Below are 16,651 nucleotides of genomic sequence, written 5' to 3'. Positions count from 1 at the left end.
ACTAGTTCTTTTGGGTGAGAGTCGGGGTTGTGTTGAAGGGGTGTTTACGCTGCCCACCAAGGCGGGCATCCAGCATTCACGTGGCGCGACCGCAGAAAGTGCCTGCGGAATGCGGAAACAACAATGCTTACCGTTTGCGGAGTTCTCCTGCCAATCAGCCCAGCCCTTGCAGGGCGCTCGCAAGGCCTTGGCTCGGCACAATAATGCAGCAGGGAGAAAACTGACCATAGGCAGATGCCAAGTGCCCATAGGCAGATGCCAAGCCCCCTGGCAGCCGTGACTGAAAAACCGCCCTAAGTCGCTGTCAGGCTGTCCTGCACCATCAGCCAGGCCCGCAAGTCGAATTCCAGCTGGTGATAGCCAGGCTCCATATGCGTGCACAGCTGGTAGAAGGCGCGGTCGTGGTCTTTTTCCTTCAGGTGCGCCAGCTCGTGGACGACGATCATGCGCAGGAAGGCGGCCGGTGCCTCGCGGAACAGCGTGGCCACGCGGATTTCATTCTTGGCCTTGAGCTTGCCGCCCTGCACGCGCGAGACGTGGGTGTGGGTGCCCAGCGCATGCTGGACGACGCGCAGCTTGCTGTCGTACTGCACCTTACTCAAGGGCGGTGCGTTGCGCAGATAGCGCTGCTTGAGGCCGCTGACATACTCGTAGAGCGCGACATCACTCTGGATGGCATGCCGTTCGGGATACTTGCGCTCCAGATGGGCTGCGAGCCGACCATCCTGCAACAAGGCCTGCACCTGCTGCTGCAATTCCAGCGGGTAGGCGGCCAGGTAATTCCTGTCGCTCATGCACTGAGCACCGGGCTGCCGTGCTCGTGCGCCCGGGCGGTGCGCGGAAAGGCAATCACGTGGTCGATTTCCATGCGAATGCCGATGGCCTCGCCGATACGGTGGTCATGGTGACTGGGCACCAGCGAGAGCACCTTGTGGCCGGACGGCAGTCCCAGCGTGTAGAGGAACTGCGCCCCGCGGAAGGCACGCGCCAGCACGGTGGCCTTGAGCGGGCTGGCGTCGTCATGCTGGATGTCGTCGGGCCGCACCAGCACGTCAATCAGGCCGTCGGACAGGCATTCCGGGCAGCAGGCGCGCGGCACCACCGAGCAGATTTCGCCCAGTTCGAACTGCACGCAATTCGGGCCGGTCACCGTGCCCGGCAGCAACACGCCCTCGCCGATGAAGTCGGCGACAAAACGGTCGGCAGGTTCGTGGTAGAGCGCATACGGCGTCGCCCACTGGCGAATCTGGCCCTGATGCATGACGCCGACCACATCGGCCACGGCAAAGGCCTCGTCCTGGTCATGCGTGACCAGCAGCGCAGTCGTGCCGGACGCCTTGAGGATGCTGCGCACTTCCTGGCCCAGGCGCTCGCGCAAGGCGACATCGAGATTGGAAAACGGCTCGTCCAGCAGCAGCAGCGCGGGCTTTGGCGCCAGTGCGCGCGCCAGCGCCACCCGTTGCTGCTGGCCGCCCGAGAGCTCGTGTGGGAAACGCCCGCCGATGCCGGTAAGGCCAACGAGCTCCAGCAGTTCGGCCACGCGCGCATCGCGCTCAAGCGTTTTCCAGCCCTTCAGGCCAAAGGCGATATTGCCGAATACCGTCAGGTGCGGAAACAGCGCGTAATCCTGAAACACCATGCCGATGCCGCGCGCTTCCGGCGGCGTATGCTGCGTGGCGCTGCTGACCGTGCGCGCTGCCAGCGCAATGCGCCCGGCGCTGATTTTTTCCAGCCCGGCAATGGCACGCAGCACCGTGGTCTTGCCGCAGCCGGAATGCCCCAGCAGGCAGGCAATCTCGCCCTGGGCCACGCTGAAACCGAGCCCGCTGACCACCTGCGTGTCGCCAAAGGCAATCGCGATGTCCTGCAGATCAAGCCATGCCGCCATTGCATCCACCATGCCCGCCCTCACACCGCCACCGGCGCCTTGATGGCCGGATGGGGGTCGTAGTTTTCCAGCGTGAAATCGCTGTAATCAAAGGCAAAGAGGTCGGTCACCGCCGGGTTGAGCCGCATCTGCGGCAAGGGGCGGCAGTCGCGGCCGAGCTGCTCCTGCACTTGGTCGAAGTGGTTGGCGTAGATGTGGCAGTCGCCACCGGTCCAGACAAAGTCGCCGGGCTGCAGATCGCAGACCTGCGCCATCATCAGCACCAGCAGCGAGTAGGAGGCGATATTGAACGGCACGCCCAGAAACAGGTCGGCGCTGCGCTGGTAGAGCTGGCAGGAGAGCTTGCCGCGCTGATCGGCATCACCCGGCTGCGCGGGCGCCACGTAGAACTGGAAGAAGGCGTGACACGGCGGCAGCGCCATGTTCTCGATTTCGCCGACATTCCAGGCCGAGACGATGATGCGGCGCGAATCGGGGTTGCTTTTCAGCGTGCGGATAACCTCGCTGATCTGGTCGATGTGGCGGCCATCGGCGGTTGGCCAGTTGCGCCACTGGTAGCCGTAGATGGGCCCCAGCTCGCCATCGTCGCCTGCCCATTCATTCCAGATCGATACGCCGCGTTCCTTGAGCCAGTTGTTGTTGGTTTCGCCGCGCAAAAACCACAGCAGTTCGTAGATCACCGACTTCAGGTGCACTTTCTTGGTGGTGACCAGCGGGAAACCGTCGGCCAGATTGTAACGCATCTGATGGCCAAACACCGACACCGTACCGGTGCCGGTGCGGTCTTCCTTTCTGACGCCATGTTCGAGAACATGGCGCAATAGCGCGTGGTATTGCTGCATGGCGGTTTCCGCGAAAAATGGCGGCCGGGCCGCTTTGGCCTGTTCCGCAAAAGGTTGGAATTGTAGCCCAGTCAGGGCTGGCCGTGCAGCCCGCAGCGGGCTCGCCTGGCGGGAATGATCGCTGGCGGCTCGTGCCGCAGCCTGAATTCAGCTCAAGCACATACCCAGCAATGGATAAGCCCATAGCCCAATATCCAATCAGGCTTCAGCCACATACCCCTCTAATGCAAGGGGAAGGCGCACAAGAAAACGGGCGCCATGGCCAAGCTGGCTCTCGCAGCGCACGCTGCCGCCCTGCGCCTCGGCCAGGCGCTTGACGATGGCCAGCCCCAGGCCGGTTGCCCGCTCGCCGCCGGTGGGCACGGCCGAGAGGCGGCTGAACTTGCGAAACAGCAGCGGCATTTCATGCGCGGCCACACCGGGCCCCTGATCGATCACGGCAATTTCGACCTCGGCGCCATGCTGGCTGGCCTCGATGCGGATCAGGCTGTCCTGCGGTGCATATTTCACGGCATTGGACAGCAGGTTCTCCAGAATCTGCCAGAGCGCCTGGCGATCGGCCAGCACCGTGAGGCCGCCCGCCGTGCACTGGCACTGCTGGCGCTTGCTGTCGAGCCGCTCCTGCCAGCTGCCCAGCAAATCGGCCAGCACGCGCTCCAGCGCCACCGGCTCGGGCTGCAGGCGGACATTGCCGGTTTCCAGCGCGTGATGATCGAGCAGATTGCCCAGAATGTTGAGCACGCGCGCGCCCAGCGTGGCGATGCCGCGCAGGCGGTCCTGCACCTTGTCGCGCGGCCATTCGTCCAGTTTGCGCTCCAGCATCTGCGCCATGCCCAGCATGCTGCCAACCGGGTTTTTCAGGTCATGGGCGGCCACCGCCAGCAATTCGTTCTTCTCGGCATTGAGCTGCTGCAGGGCGGCATTGGCCTCCTGCAGCGCCAGATTGCCTTCGGCCAGTTCGGCCGTGCGCTGCTTTACTTCGGCTTCCAGATGCTGGCGATGCTGACCGAGCACGCTGGCCATGCTGCGGAAATTGCGCGTCACCTCGCCCAGTTCATCGTTGCGCTCACCGGCCAGCGTCTCCGGCACGCGGCGGCCCTGCGCCAGCCCGCGGATGGCGTCCTGCAGCGCGCGCAAGGGGCGCACCACATCGCGTCGCAACACGGCAGCCAGGAGGCCGACTTCCACCAGCAGGGCAAACAGCCCCAGGAGCAGCACCAGACTCGCCGAAATCGCGGCCTGTTTCTGCAGCAGGATTTTGGGATAGACGGTGATGAACTGCCAGTTGGCCCCGCGGATTGGCACCATGCCCAGCCAGTACTTGCCATCGGCCGTCTCGACAAAATGAGCGCCGGCCGGCGCGTGCTGCACGGTGGCCAGAATGCCCTGCAGGAAAGGATCGCGGCTTTGGGCCAGCTGGTAGCGCCCGCTGGAGGCCTTGATCTGGTCCATGTGTTCGGGGTGGGCGATCAAGAGGCCATCGCGCGTCATGATGAAATTCCAGGTACCCGGAATATTCACGGTATTGGTGCGCTCGATCAGCTGATCCAGCAGCACATCCTGCCCCACCGCGCCGATGAAGCGCCCGGTGTCATCGATTGGCGTGACGACCGACACCATCCACTGCAGGGCCTGGCGATCGAAATAGATACCGGTCCACAGCGTGCGCCGGGCCGGATTGTGCTCTGGCATGCCCAGCCGCTCGGCCTCGAGTTCTTCGCGGAAATCGGCAGCCGAGCCGTTGCGGGCGTAGTTGAGGTCCGGCAGGAACATCAGCGAAGCGTCCGAGCCGTTCAGATCGATAAACGTGTCATAGTACCGGTTGCGGAATCCAGGCCCGTATTGGCTTAGCAGCTCATACCCCAGTAAAACCTGGCGCTGGAATTCGGGCGTGATCGCGGCTTCGGGCAGGATCGCCACGGTGGCCTTGCGCTCGAAGTCGTCGAGCTCCACCCGCACCCGCCAGGTGCCCTCGCGGTCTTGCGCCAGCAGCCGCCGGAATTCGGGATCGGGATTGCTGTCGGCCAGCAAGGCATGGCGGCGCTGGAATTCATCGCGGACGATGCGCACATTGGTTTCGGCCTGCAGGAACAGATCGCTTTCCAGCTGGCTGCGTGCTTCCAGGTATTTGGCCAGATTGCTCAGCGCTTCGTCCTGCAGCCGGCTGTAGCTGTAGTAGTAGCTGGCAGCCGACAGCAGCAGCGAGACGATGGCGATGCGAAACGCCATATTGCGCAGCACCCGCCGAAAGAGGCTTTCCCGGGCTGGCGGGGGCACGATGACGTTCGGCTCGCCCTGCGTCATGGCACGCTCACTGCGGCTCGGGTTCCAGGCCGGTCTGCAGGGCCACGTAACGCACACTCAGGATTTCCAGCTCCTCGACGCCCTGCGGCGTGCGCAGCATGACCACATCGCCTTCGCGCGCGCGCGTCAGCGCACGGGCCACCGGCGACGTCCAGCTGATGTAGTTGCGGCGCACATCGGTTTCGTCGAGGCCGACGATGGCCACCGTCTCCTCGCGGCCGTCTTCGCGCAGATAACTGACGGTCGCCGAGAAAAACACCTGGTCAGTGGCTTCGCGCAGCTCGGGATCGACCACCTCGGCATTTTCCAGCCGCTTTTGCAGGAAGCGGATGCGCCGGTCGATCTCGCGCAGGCGTTTCTTGCCGTAGATGTAATCGCCGTTTTCCGAACGGTCGCCATTGCTGGCGGCCCAGTTGATCAGCTGCGTGAGCTCCGGGCGCTCCTTGTGCACCAGACGGTAGAGCTCGTTTTTCAGCCGCAGCCAGCCACCGGGGGTCATGTAGTTGCGGCTGCCCGCCGGCACTTTCAGCTCGGCTGGCAGCTCGTCATCGTCGGCTTGCTCGGTTTCGCGGGTAAACGCTTTGCTCATCGGCGGGATCGGTCTGCGGAAATGGGAAACATGCGGATCAGAAGCCTGATCAGAAGTCTTTTTCGGTGCCGTTGAAACCCAGGCCAGCCCACTTCAGCGCCTTGAGCACCTCGGTCTCGGTCAGCTCGTAAAACTGGCCACGCTTCAGCCGCCCGGGGAGCGCGAACATGCCAAAGCGCACGCGCATAAGGCGTGAAACCTGCAGCTCGAAATGCTCGAACATGCGACGTACCTCGCGGTTGCGCCCTTCGCGCAGGATGACGTGATACCAGGTGTTCTTGCCCTCGCCGCCGCGCTCCACGATATGGTCGAAATACGCCAGACCATCCTCAAGCTCGATGCCATCGGCCAGCGCCTTCATCTGCGCATCGTCGAGCTTGCCCAGTACGCGCACTGCGTACTCGCGCTCGACGCCGAAGCTCGGGTGCATCATGCGGTTGGCCAGATCGCCCGAGGTGGTGAAGAGCAGCAGCCCCGAGGTGTTGAAATCCAGCCGGCCAATGGCGATCCATTTGCTCGAGCCGAGCTTGTGCAGACGGTCGAATACGGTGACGCGGCCTTCCGGATCATCGCGGCTGACGAGCTCGCCTTCCTGCTTGTGGTACATGACGATGCGCGGCAGGCGGTCTTCCCATTTGAGCTGGATGCGCTTGCCGTCCAGGCGCACGTCGTCGCCCGGCTTGACCTTGGCGCCCAGACCGACAATCTGGCCATTGATGCTGACGCGGCCGGCGGCAATGACTTCTTCCATATCGCGGCGCGAGCCCAGACCGGTAAAGGCCAGCGCCTTTTGCAGGCGCTCTTCGCCCAGATGCTTGCTGGGCAGGCGCTTTTCGCGCAGCTGCTTCTGGATGGCGACTTCCTTTTGCGAGCCCTTGCGCTGCTGCATGCGCTTGGCGCGCGGCACATCACCGCGCTTCTTGCTACGCACACCCTGGCGTGCGGACAGTCCGGTGACGGCGCTGCCGTCGGTGGCGGCCTCATCCTTGCCGACCGGCGCCGGCTTGCCGCGACCACCCGCCTTGGGGGCGGACAGCTGCGCTTTTGCCTTGCCGGACAGCGGCTGCCAGGCCTCGGCCCGCGTCGTCTTGCGGCCGCCGGACAACGCGGCCTGTTGCTGCTCCTTGGCGCTGCGTTCGCGGATGGCCGGCTGGGGCCGGCGGGCGCGTTGGTCTTTCATGGGGGAAACTCCGGGAAAAATCGGTCAATTATAGCGATAGAAGCTGGCACTCTGTGAAAAACACAGGGCCGCCATGCTGGCGGCCCTGCTGGCGAAGCGGCGAAGCATTTACTTGCTGGTAAAGAAGGCGATGCAGCCCACGCTGGTCAGGCCCATGTTGAAGCGCTCGTCGCTGACTTCATCCGGGTCCATCGCCGGGCTCTTGCGCAATTCGATGCGGCGCAGGATTTCGTGCAAGACCTCGATTTCCTTGAACCACTTCACCAGCCGCGACTCCTGCTGCAAAAAGGCTTCGATTGCCGACTTCTGCGGATGATCGCCCACCACCAGCACCGCATCGCCCGCATCGGACATGCGCAGCTGGACGGCAGGAGGAATGCGGACGTCCTGCACGGCCAGATGGCTGCCCAGATCGTCGCCATAGCGTTGCAACTCGGCCGCGGCCTTGCTGCGAATGCCGTCAAGCTGCAAGGTGGCTTCTGCGCCTCCCTGCTGCAGGAAACGGGCCAGTTCCAGGAGCGTACTGCCCTGGTCATCGACATACGGCTTAGCTGGTGCCGATACAGTGTTCACGATCTTCGTCCTCATGAATTGGTTTTATTGTGTCACTACGCTCAGACCATCGTAGCAAAGCAGTGAGGCTGATAAAGGTGATTTATAACGCGGAATTTGATTAAAAACAGGGGTTTTACACTTCGTTGCAATGGGCCTGTCATTACAGGGCGCGATGCAGGGCGTAGACCAGTTCCAGCGCCATTTTCGGCGTCAGCTCGTCGGGATTGACGGCCGACAGTTGTTCGACCACCGGGTGGATTTCGGGTTCGCTCATCACATCCGAAATCGCAATTGCGGAAAAAAGATCGGACTGGCCGTCGCGCATCACGCTGGCCTGCTCCAGCTCGACCAGCTTGCGTTTGGCCTGCCGCACCACCTCGCGCGGCACGCCGGCGAGCTGCGCCACCGCCACGCCGTAGCTCTGCGAAGCCGGCCCCTCTTCCACCGCGTGCAGGAACACGATCCTGTCCTTGTGCTCGACCGCATCGAGATGCACATTGGCAACCTGCGCATAATCCTGCGCCAGCCTTGTCAGCTCGAAATAGTGCGTGGCAAACAGCGTGTAGGCGCGGTTTTTCTCGATCAGCGCACGCGCAATCGCCCAGGCCAGCGCCAGCCCGTCAAAGGTCGAGGTGCCGCGCCCCACTTCATCCATCAGCACCAGGCTGTGCTCAGTGGCGTTGTTGAGGATGTTGGCGGTTTCGCTCATTTCCACCATGAAGGTCGAGCGCCCGCCCGCCAGATCGTCCGATGCGCCAATGCGCGTGAAGATGCGGTCAACGCGCCCGATCACCGCCTGATCGGCCGGCACCAGGCTGCCGATGTGCGCCAGCAGCACGATCAGCGCGGTCTGGCGCATATAGGTCGATTTACCGCCCATGTTCGGGCCGGTGATCAGCAGCAGTTTGCGTGTTGACGCAAACTGCGCGCTGTTGGGAATGAAATCGGCAATCTGTGCTTCCACGACCGGATGGCGGCCGGCGCGAATATCCAGAACTACTTCGTCGACGAAAACCGGCGCCACATAGCGCCATTCGCGCGCATGCAGCGCCAGCGAGGCCATCACGTCGACCGTTGCCACGCCTTGCGCGGCCAGCCGCAGCGCCGGGATGTGCGGCTGCAGCTCGTCAAGCAAGGCATCGAACAGCGCCTTTTCCAGCGCCAGCGCACGCTCCTGCGCCGAGAGCGCCTTGTCCTCGAATTCCTTCAGTTCCGGCGTGATGTAGCGCTCGGCATTTTTCATCGTCTGCCGGCGGCGATAGTGCGCCGGCACCAGCGCCGTATTGGCATTGCTGATTTCGATGAAGAAACCCGCGACGCGGTTGTACTCGACGCGCAGCGTGGCAATGCCGGTGGCTTCGCGCTCGCGCGCCTCCAGCGCAGCCAGAAACGCGCCGCAATCAGACTGCAGCGCGCGCAATTCATCCAGCTCCGTGCTGTAACCGGCGGCAATCACCCCGCCTTCGCGCAGCACGACCGAGGGCTCGGGCAGGATGGCCGCCTGCAGCAGTGCCGTGAGCGCGTCATCCACCGTCAATGCCGATGCCAGCGCGGCAAACAGCCCGCCCTGCGGCAGGCTAGCGACCAGCTGCGGCAGCTGCGCCAGACTGTCGCGCAGGCTGGACAGATCACGCGGACGTGCGCTTTTCAGCGCAATGCGCCCGGCGATGCGCTCGATGTCGGCAATTTCGCGCAAGCAGGTCTGCAGCGCGTCTTCGCAAGCCGCATCAAGCAGCTGGCTGATGCCCTGCTGGCGCTCGAGAATCTGCCGGTGATCGCGCAAGGGGTGATGCAGCCAGTGCTGCAGAAGGCGCGCGCCCATGCTGGTCGCGGTGTGGTCCAGCACGGAAAACAGCGTTGGCGCACGCTCGCCGCGAATGGTTTCGGAAATCTCCAGATTGCGCCGCGTCGCGGCGTCGAGTTCGATGTACTGGCTGCTGTTCTCCACGCGCAAGCAGGCCAGCGCCGGCAGATTACCGCCCTGCGTGAGCTTCACGTAGTCGATCAGCGCGCCGGCCGCACCGACTGCCAGCATGCCATCCTGCACACCGAAACCGGCTAGATCGTGCGTGCCGAACAATTGATTGAGCTTGCGGGTGGCGGTATCCACATCGAACTGCCAAGGCGGCAGCTGGTGGACTGGAATATTGAGACTTGCCAGCACCGGCGGCGCGGATTCTTCCGGCAGCAGGATTTCCGCCGGACGCAGCCGCTCGATCTCGGAGATCAGCTTGTCGACCTCGCAATCCATCAGCGCGCAATCGCCAGACGCCAGCGAGAGCCAGGCCAGCCCCAGCCGGCCGCGATGGATGCACAGCGCCAGCAGGCGGTTTTCCTGTTTGTCGTCCAGCAGCGCCTGGTCGGTCAGCGTGCCGGGCGTGACCACTTTCACCACCTTGCGCTCGACCGGGCCCTTGCTCGTCGCCGGGTCGCCCACCTGCTCGCAGATCGCCACCGACTCGCCAAGACGCACCAGCCGCGCCAGATACTGTTCGGCAGCGTGATAGGGCACGCCGGCCATGCGGATCGGCACGCCGGCGCTCTGCCCGCGCGTGGTCAGCGTGATGTCGAGTAATCGCGCGGCTTTTACCGCGTCTTCGTGGAAGAGCTCGTAAAAGTCGCCCATGCGGTAGAACAGCAGCTTGTCCGGATGCTCGGCTTTCAGCGCGAGGTACTGCTGCATCATCGGAGTATGCTGTGGGGGGGTATGCTGCGTAACGGCATTATCTGCTTGGGCTGCAGGCTTACGGGCCATGGGGTATACCTTGAGCTGGCCGCGCCGCGCGTGGCCTGATGACAAAAAGACAGGCGCGGAATTCTACCGGAGTTGGCGGCAAATGGGGCCGATGCAATGGCTGCACCCAGCCCAAACTGGCGGAGTCAGCGTCGGGCGGCGGATTTCCCCGCGCGGCGCTCGAACACCAGCTTCATCACCAAAACAGCACCGGCCAGCAGCAAGGTCACGCTATTGGCAAGGATCAGCGGCAGATCGCGCCCAAGCATGCCGTAAACCAGCCAGAGCGCCACACCGGTGACAAAAATCAGGTACATGCCCAGCGAGATGTCCTGCGCCGAGCGGCTGCGCCACACCTGCCACACCTGCGGCACAAAGGCGATGGTGGTGCAGCTGGCGGCCGCCAGGCCAAGCAGTGCTTCACTTTCCATCATGCCTCTGCTCCGGTGACAACAAGGGTCAAACCCTCCGCTCCCTGGCTGACCCGCACATCCCGCCAGTCGGGCAGGCGCAGCAGCACGGCCGGGTGCAGGGGGGCTGCGCCGCCGATCTGCACCAGACGCGCACCAGCCCCGGCAGCGCTTTGCAGACCGGCTGGCGCATCCTCGAAAACCAGGCAGGCCGCTGGATCGACACCCAGCAGTGCAGCGGCGCGCAGATAGGGTTCGGGATCGGGCTTGCCGCGTTGCACATCCTCGACGGACACAATGTGCGCCGGCAGCGGCAGGCCGCAATGCCGCAGGCGTTTTTCCAGCACGGGTCGTGTGGCCGAGGTCACCAGGGCCCAGCGCTCGGGAGGCAGGCTGGCCAGCAGTTCGGCAGCGCCGGCGATGGCGACGACACCCTCGCAGTTTGCCACCTCCAGCTCGTCCAGCCAGGCCGACTCGGCTTCGAGATCAAGGTGGGGCGCGACCTGCGCAATGGTGGCGCTGGACGGCACGCCATGACAAATGGCCAGCACCTGCGCCAGCGGGATGCCGTGGCGGGCACACCAGGCGCCCCAGATCAGCTCGATGTTGGCCGTGGAATCCAGCAGGGTGCCATCCATGTCGAACAGGAAGGCGGGGGCAGTCAGTGAGCTCATTCTTCATCCTTTCAATCGGTGTGCATGGCTGCGCAATGGCAGTGTCCGATGACATTATCGGCGGCAAGGAGCTGGCCGGTTTCGCAGCGCGGCTGCATTTCTTCTACAATCGGCTCACTCGCTGCAAGAAGGATGCACCAATGCTGGTCAGGGAATGGGTGGGAAGCACGCAAGGCCAGGGCTGGCAATACCAGTACTACGCCGATACGCTCTGCCCCTTCCTTTGGCATTACCACCCCGAGTTCGAGCTGACCTACACGCGCAACGCCAGCGGCATGCGTTATGTGGGCAGCGATGCGGCACGCTTTGGCAGCCCGGATCTGGTGCTCGTCGCCCCCAATCAGCCGCATACCTGGCAAGCCGAGCCGCGTGCAGATGGCGGGCTGCAGGAAGTCCAGGTCGTGTTTTTCACGCTGGACTGGCTGCAGGGGCTGGCCAGCCACGGCCTGCCGGAGCTGCAGACCCTGTGCCGCTGGCTGGAACAGGTACGCAGCGGCGTGGTGTTCAGCGCCGGGCTGGCGACCGAGCTCGCCGCAGCCTTTGCCGATCTGCATGCCTTGCGCGGACTCGCCCGCCTGCATTGCCTGCTGGGCATACTCGAGCGCCTGCAGCACGACCCACAGGCGCGCTATCTGTCTGGCAGTCCGTGTGCGGGAGGCGGGGACCGGCGGCTGCAACTGGCACTGGATTACTTGCAGCAGCATTACACCCGCGCGATCACCTTGGCCGATCTGGCCCGGGTCGCTGCCGCCAGCCCGGCCACACTCAAGCGCCTCTTTGCCCGGCAGATGCACACCACCTTCAGCGCCTTGCTGGCCGAATTGCGCATCGGCCATGCCTGCAATCTGCTGCTGACCAGCGAACACTCGATTCCCTGGATCGCCAGCGCCAGCGGCTTTCCCTCACTCAGCCAGTTCTACCGCAGCTTCGGCGCACAAAAGCAGCAAAGCCCCGCAGCCTACCGGCGTGCGCATCGCCTCAATCCGCCGGCATGAGGCCATGACCGCTGCTGCTGCCTGGCTTACCCCCGGACCGAAACTGGGCATGAGCACGGCATCCTCGACGAGTCGCCGCGGCTGGTCGACATGGCGGCAGGAACGCAGCATTTTTCAACTTGATTATGTCTCTCTTTCAGAAACCCTCTTTTCGTCATGCCCGCGAAGGCGGACATCCAGAGCAAAGCTTGATGTCACCCCCTCATCTGGATTCCCGCGCACGCGGGAATGACGATTCTGAAGCAGAGACACAATCAGGATTATCAAACGGGTATGCAGCCACAGCCTTTTATATGAAAAGGCTACAGGGCAATACAGCCTTGTGTATTCCTGACCATGTCTTGTTTCGGGACACGGGATTGTCAGCGCCGTAGGCGCGGTGCCTTGGTGCGCGAGCCTGCCACGCGGCAGCCTGGCAAGCACTGGTGGAGGCTGGATGTTCAGCGAACCTAAGGCCGAGTATTGGCACGACCGCACAAAAAACGACCCGGGCGGCGGCAGCCGCACCGGGTCATCGTGCCTGGACGCCGGCATGCGCCGGCTGGCCGGGCTCAGGCCAGATCAAAGCGGTCCAGATTCATCACCTTGTTCCAGGCGGCGACAAAGTCGTGGACGAACTTTTCCTGGGCATCGCTGGCGGCGTAAACCTCGGCCAGCGCCCGCAATTGCGAGTTGGAACCGAATACCAGATCAACCACCGTACCCGTCCACTTCAGCTCGCCCGACTGGCGATCCCGACCTTCCAGCACCCCCTCGCTGCTGCTGCGCTGCCACTTCGTGCCCATGTCGAGCAGATTCACGAAGAAATCGTGGCTCAGTGTTTCCGGACGGCTGGTGAACACACCCAGCTTCCCCTGCGACACATGGAGGGCGCGCAGGCCGCCGATCAGCACGGTCAGCTCGGGCGCGGTCAGCTGCAGCAGTTGCGCCTTGTCGATCAGCAATTCGGCAGCGGCATTGCCCAGCCCGGTTTTCGCGAAATTGCGGAAACCGTCGGCGTGCGGCTCCAGCACGGCAAAGGAATCCACATCGGTCTGATCCTGCGAGGCATCCATGCGGCCCGGCGCAAAGGGCACGCTCACGGTGATGCCGGCCTTGCTGGCGGCCGCCTCGATGGCTGCACAGCCTCCCAGCACGATCAGATCGGCCAGCGACACCTTCTTGCCGCCGTATTGCACGCTGTTGAAATCATTCTGGATGCCCTCCAGCACGGCGAGCACGCGGGCAAGCTCGGCAGGCTGATTGGCTGCCCAGTCTTTTTGCGGCGCGAGGCGGATGCGCGCGCCATTGGCACCGCCGCGCTTGTCGCTGCCCCGGAAGGTCGACGCCGAGGCCCAGGCGGTCGTGACCAGCTCCCTGATGGTTAGCCCACTGGCCAGCAGCCTGGCCTTCAGCGCCGCAATGTCGCCAGCGTCGATCAGCTCATGGTTGACCGCCGGAATCGGGTCCTGCCAGATCAGCTCTTCCTTGGGAACGAGCTTGCCCAGATAGCGGGCACGCGGCCCCATGTCACGGTGGGTCAGCTTGAACCAGGCGCGGGCAAAGGCATCGGCAAAGGCGGCCGGATCCTGGTGGAAACGGCGCGAGATGGGTTCGTAGATGGGGTCGAAGCGCAGGCTCAGGTCGGCGGTGGTCATCATCGGCGGGTGCTTCTTGGCCGGGTCGTGGGCGTCCGGAATCAGGTGCTCGGGCTTGCAGTCCTTGGCTACCCACTGATGTGCGCCGGCCGGGCTCTTGGTCAGTTCCCATTCGTAACCGAAGAGCATGTCGAAATAGCCGTTGTCCCAGGTGGTCGGATTGGGCTTCCAGGCGCCTTCGATACCACTGGTGGTCGTGTGCGCGCCCTTGCCGGAACCAAACTGGTTGATCCAGCCCAGCCCCTGCTCCTCGATGGGTGCGCCTTCCGGCGCCGGGCCAACCAGCGCCGGATCGCCCGCGCCATGCGCCTTGCCGAAGGTGTGGCCGCCGGCCACCAGGGCGACGGTTTCCTCGTCATTCATGGCCATGCGCGCGAAGGTTTCGCGCACGTCGCGGCCCGAAGCCACCGGGTCGGGATTGCCGTCCGGGCCTTCCGGATTCACATAGATCAGGCCCATCTGTACGGCAGCCAGCGGATTTTCCAGCTGGCGCTCGCCCGAGTAGCGGCTGTCGGGCTGATCGCTGGTCGCCAGCCAGGTTTTTTCGCTGCCCCAGTAAATGTCCTCTTCCGGTTCCCAGATGTCCGGGCGGCCACCGGCAAAGCCAAACGTCTTGAAGCCCATCGATTCCAGCGCCACATTGCCGGCCAGGATCATCAGGTCGGCCCAGGACAGCTTGCGGCCATACTTCTGCTTGACGGGCCAGAGCAGGCGGCGGGCCTTGTCGAGATTGCCGTTGTCCGGCCAGCTGTTCAGCGGCGCGAAGCGCTGATTGCCGGTGCCGGCGCCACCTCGCCCGTCATGGATGCGGTAGGTGCCGGCCGCGTGCCAGGCCATGCGGATCATCAGGCCGCCATAATGCCCCCAGTCGGCCGGCCACCAGTCCTGCGAGCTGGTCATCAGCGCGCGCAGGTCGGCGACGACGGCATCCAGATCCAGGGTTTTGAATTCGCTGGCGTAATCGAAATCCGCGCCCATGGGGTTGGACAGCGCGGAATGCTGGTGCAGGATGCCCAGCTTGAGCTGGTTCGGCCACCAGTGCGCATTCGTGGGAGCGCCGGCCAGGGTGTGCGGGGCGGGATTGCGGGAAAACGGGCATTTGGCTTCGCTGGACATTGGGGACTCTCCTTGAGGGGGTTGATTCCTGACTGCTGGGATCAGTTTGGAAGCGGGGGGCCAATAGTTCAAATTGCTTTTGCCAATCAGGCTTATAGCCGTGCCGCAATCGCCGCAGCCAGCCTGCGTCGGCATGCCCTCCTGTGCCCGGGCTGACGCCAGCACTCGGCAAACCGCGGAGCAGCAAATGGGTATATGGCTACAGCGAATATTGCAAATGACCTGCATGGCATTAGGCTATCGGGTATGTGTGTTTTCAGCAGTCATCCCCCGCCCCGCTTTGCTGCGGCGCGGCGCTTGCCGGCTGTCAGCCCGAACGGCGACAGCTATACTCCGGTCAGACAGGCAGACCGACAACAACGCCCTGCCGACGACGCCAAACCGCAAACCGGGGCCAAGCGCCTGCCCAATGCGAAAAAAAGTGAACACAAAGCCATGATGCTCAATCAGCGCCAGCAGGAATTGCTTGAATGGGTGCAGCGCACCGGGCACGCCACCGTCGATGAACTGGCCCAGCACTTCGGCGTCACGCCGCAGACCATCCGCCGCGACATCAACCAGCTCGCCGACGAGCGCAAGCTGCATCGGGTGCACGGCGGCGCCAGCGCGCATTCCAGCGTCGAGAACGTCGCCTACAGCACGCGCCAGGTGCTGTGCAGCGAGGAGAAGGCCCGCATCGCGCAGCTGGTGGCCGAACACATTCCGAACCACGCCTCGGTCTTCATGAACCTGGGCACCACCAGCGAGGCCGTCGCGCGGGCGCTGGCCAATCACGTCGGCTTGCGCGTGATCACCAACAATACCCATATCGCCATGACGATGTGCCACTACCGCGATTGCGAGGTGATCCTGGCCGGCGGCGTGATGCGCGCCAAGGATCACGGCATCGTCGGTGAGGCCACCATCGAATTCGTCCGGCAGTTCAAGGTCGATTACGCCGTACTGGGCGTGGCCTGCATCGAGGCCGACGGCACGCTGCGCGATTTTGAACTGCGCGAGGTGAAAACCTCCACCGCCATCATGGCGCAGGCGCGCCACGTGTTTCTGGTGGCCGACCACAGCAAGTTCGGCCGGCCTTCGCTGGTGGAAATGGGCCACCTGCGCCAGATCACCGCACTCTTTACCGACCGCCAGCCCAGTAGCGCGATGTGCGAAGTGATCCGCGACTGCGGCACCGAGCTGTACGTCGCCGACAGCGCAGCCAATCCCCAGCCATGATGCAGGCCTTGCGCCTGCTGTTCGCCGTCGCCACCGGCTCGCTGCCGCCCGTGCTGCTGTTTGCCCTGCTGGTGCTTGGCGATGTCGCCCACTGGCAGCCCGATGTGGCATTGCTGATCTGGCTGGCCAGCACCGCCGCCGTGCTGGTCGGCGGCCTGCCCGTTTTTCTGCTCTTCAGCCATCTGGGCCGGGCCAGCTGGAAAACCCTGGCTGGCGCGGGCTTCGTGCTGGCCGCCCTGCCCGTGCTGTTGTTCAGTTTTCCCGATCCACCCGCACACGGTTTTTCCGGTGGCAATTTCTACGGTCGCTTCGTTTACAAGCATCTGGATGGGCAAGTCACGCTCGATGGCTGGCTGGTCTATCTGCATGGCGGCCTGCTGTATGGCTTACTCGGCAGCCTGTGTGCTCTGGCCTTGCTGCTGGCCTGGCGCGCAAGCATGCCTCGTTCGCAGCGCCGCGCACTGCCGCCCGTCTGAGCATTGCCGCACCCTGCGGTCGTGACCTCCCCC

Annotated in this window: 14 protein-coding genes; 3 read left to right on the top strand and 11 right to left on the bottom strand. The window is 64.0% G+C overall.

Translation table 11 applies throughout. From position 1 onward, the window contains the following. Nucleotides 1-293: 293 nt before the first annotated feature. The 10 genes from C515_RS0110115 to C515_RS0110070 form a co-directional block, all read right to left on the bottom strand. Nucleotides 294-794 carry a M48 family metallopeptidase gene (locus C515_RS0110115; RefSeq protein ID WP_028455438.1) on the bottom strand — a complete coding sequence of 167 codons (501 nt, stop codon included), beginning with the start codon at nt 792-794 and terminating at the stop codon, nt 294-296. Further along, nucleotides 791-1,888, bottom strand: a complete 1,098-nt coding sequence (locus C515_RS20535) for an ABC transporter ATP-binding protein (RefSeq protein WP_051304838.1) — start codon at nt 1,886-1,888, stop codon at nt 791-793. Before C515_RS20535 ends, C515_RS0110115 begins: the two co-directional genes overlap by 4 nt. Before the next feature lie 20 nt (nt 1,889-1,908). Continuing rightward, complete coding sequence (locus C515_RS0110105; RefSeq protein WP_028455437.1) at nt 1,909-2,730, bottom strand: thymidylate synthase; 822 nt, start codon at nt 2,728-2,730, stop codon at nt 1,909-1,911. A 198-nt stretch (nt 2,731-2,928) separates the two neighbouring features. Beyond that, nucleotides 2,929-5,034, bottom strand: coding sequence for a sensor histidine kinase (locus C515_RS0110100; protein WP_028455436.1), 2,106 nt, complete (start codon nt 5,032-5,034; stop codon nt 2,929-2,931). 7 nt (nt 5,035-5,041) lie between these two features. Further along, on the bottom strand, nt 5,042-5,533 hold the full coding sequence (gene greB, locus C515_RS0110095; RefSeq protein WP_373277254.1) for a transcription elongation factor GreB: 492 nt from the start codon (nt 5,531-5,533) through the stop codon (nt 5,042-5,044). 139 nt (nt 5,534-5,672) lie between these two features. Beyond that, nucleotides 5,673-6,803: a 23S rRNA pseudouridine(2605) synthase RluB gene (rluB, locus tag C515_RS0110090; RefSeq protein ID WP_028455434.1), complete on the bottom strand. Its 1,131-nt coding sequence runs from the start codon at nt 6,801-6,803 to the stop codon at nt 5,673-5,675. A gap of 108 nt (nt 6,804-6,911) precedes the next feature. Beyond that, a complete protein-coding gene (locus tag C515_RS0110085; protein ID WP_043649043.1) occupies nt 6,912-7,376 on the bottom strand; it encodes a hypothetical protein in 465 nt (154 codons plus the stop codon). A gap of 142 nt (nt 7,377-7,518) precedes the next feature. Beyond that, on the bottom strand, nt 7,519-10,044 hold the full coding sequence (gene mutS, locus C515_RS0110080) for a DNA mismatch repair protein MutS (protein ID WP_028455432.1): 2,526 nt from the start codon (nt 10,042-10,044) through the stop codon (nt 7,519-7,521). A gap of 194 nt (nt 10,045-10,238) precedes the next feature. Beyond that, a complete protein-coding gene (locus tag C515_RS0110075) occupies nt 10,239-10,526 on the bottom strand; it encodes a SemiSWEET transporter (RefSeq protein ID WP_245575022.1) in 288 nt (95 codons plus the stop codon). Continuing rightward, the gene (locus C515_RS0110070; RefSeq protein WP_028455430.1) at nt 10,523-11,176 is read right to left on the bottom strand and encodes an HAD-IA family hydrolase; all 654 of its coding nucleotides are present in this window, start codon (nt 11,174-11,176) and stop codon (nt 10,523-10,525) included. Before C515_RS0110070 ends, C515_RS0110075 begins: the two co-directional genes overlap by 4 nt. A gap of 35 nt (nt 11,177-11,211) precedes the next feature. Between C515_RS0110070 and C515_RS20530 the strand changes: the two genes are divergently transcribed. Continuing rightward, nucleotides 11,212-12,171 (top strand): helix-turn-helix domain-containing protein, encoded by a 960-nt coding sequence (locus C515_RS20530; protein WP_051304834.1) that lies wholly within the window; start codon nt 11,212-11,214, stop codon nt 12,169-12,171. Nucleotides 12,172-12,722: 551 nt separating this feature from the next. On the opposite strand, the gene katG is transcribed toward C515_RS20530, so the two are convergent. Then, nucleotides 12,723-14,924 carry a catalase/peroxidase HPI gene (gene katG, locus C515_RS0110060; protein WP_028455429.1) on the bottom strand — a complete coding sequence of 734 codons (2,202 nt, stop codon included), beginning with the start codon at nt 14,922-14,924 and terminating at the stop codon, nt 12,723-12,725. A gap of 435 nt (nt 14,925-15,359) precedes the next feature. Here katG and C515_RS0110055 point away from each other — a divergent pair, with 435 nt between their 5' ends. Beyond that, entirely contained in the window at nt 15,360-16,142 is a 783-nt protein-coding gene (locus C515_RS0110055) for a DeoR/GlpR family DNA-binding transcription regulator (protein WP_043649073.1), read from the top strand. Beyond that, nucleotides 16,139-16,618, top strand: a complete 480-nt coding sequence (locus tag C515_RS0110050; protein ID WP_028455427.1) for a hypothetical protein — start codon at nt 16,139-16,141, stop codon at nt 16,616-16,618. The genes C515_RS0110055 and C515_RS0110050 overlap by 4 nt, the downstream gene beginning before the upstream one ends. Nucleotides 16,619-16,651: the final 33 nt, after the last annotated feature.

The organism is Chitinilyticum litopenaei DSM 21440, from assembly GCF_000428145.1.
Lineage (GTDB): Bacteria > Pseudomonadota > Gammaproteobacteria > Burkholderiales > Chitinibacteraceae > Chitinilyticum > Chitinilyticum litopenaei.
Note: the sequence above shows the minus strand (reverse complement) of the source record. Positions and strands in the feature narration are given on the sequence as shown.

Coding starts and splice junctions, on each gene's coding strand:
- C515_RS0110100 (WP_028455436.1), bottom strand. CDS start 5,034: ATGACGCAGGGCGAGCCGAACGTCATCGTGCCCCCGCCAGCCCGGGAA.
- C515_RS20535 (WP_051304838.1), bottom strand. CDS start 1,888: ATGGCGGCATGGCTTGATCTGCAGGACATCGCGATTGCCTTTGGCGAC.
- C515_RS0110115 (WP_028455438.1), bottom strand. CDS start 794: ATGAGCGACAGGAATTACCTGGCCGCCTACCCGCTGGAATTGCAGCAG.
- C515_RS0110050 (WP_028455427.1), top strand. CDS start 16,139: ATGATGCAGGCCTTGCGCCTGCTGTTCGCCGTCGCCACCGGCTCGCTG.
- katG (WP_028455429.1), bottom strand. CDS start 14,924: ATGTCCAGCGAAGCCAAATGCCCGTTTTCCCGCAATCCCGCCCCGCAC.
- greB (WP_373277254.1), bottom strand. CDS start 5,533: ATGACCCCCGGTGGCTGGCTGCGGCTGAAAAACGAGCTCTACCGTCTG.
- C515_RS0110105 (WP_028455437.1), bottom strand. CDS start 2,730: ATGCAGCAATACCACGCGCTATTGCGCCATGTTCTCGAACATGGCGTC.
- C515_RS0110055 (WP_043649073.1), top strand. CDS start 15,360: ATGATGCTCAATCAGCGCCAGCAGGAATTGCTTGAATGGGTGCAGCGC.
- C515_RS20530 (WP_051304834.1), top strand. CDS start 11,212: ATGGCAGTGTCCGATGACATTATCGGCGGCAAGGAGCTGGCCGGTTTC.
- C515_RS0110070 (WP_028455430.1), bottom strand. CDS start 11,176: ATGAGCTCACTGACTGCCCCCGCCTTCCTGTTCGACATGGATGGCACC.
- mutS (WP_028455432.1), bottom strand. CDS start 10,044: ATGATGCAGCAGTACCTCGCGCTGAAAGCCGAGCATCCGGACAAGCTG.
- rluB (WP_028455434.1), bottom strand. CDS start 6,803: ATGAAAGACCAACGCGCCCGCCGGCCCCAGCCGGCCATCCGCGAACGC.
- C515_RS0110075 (WP_245575022.1), bottom strand. CDS start 10,526: ATGATGGAAAGTGAAGCACTGCTTGGCCTGGCGGCCGCCAGCTGCACC.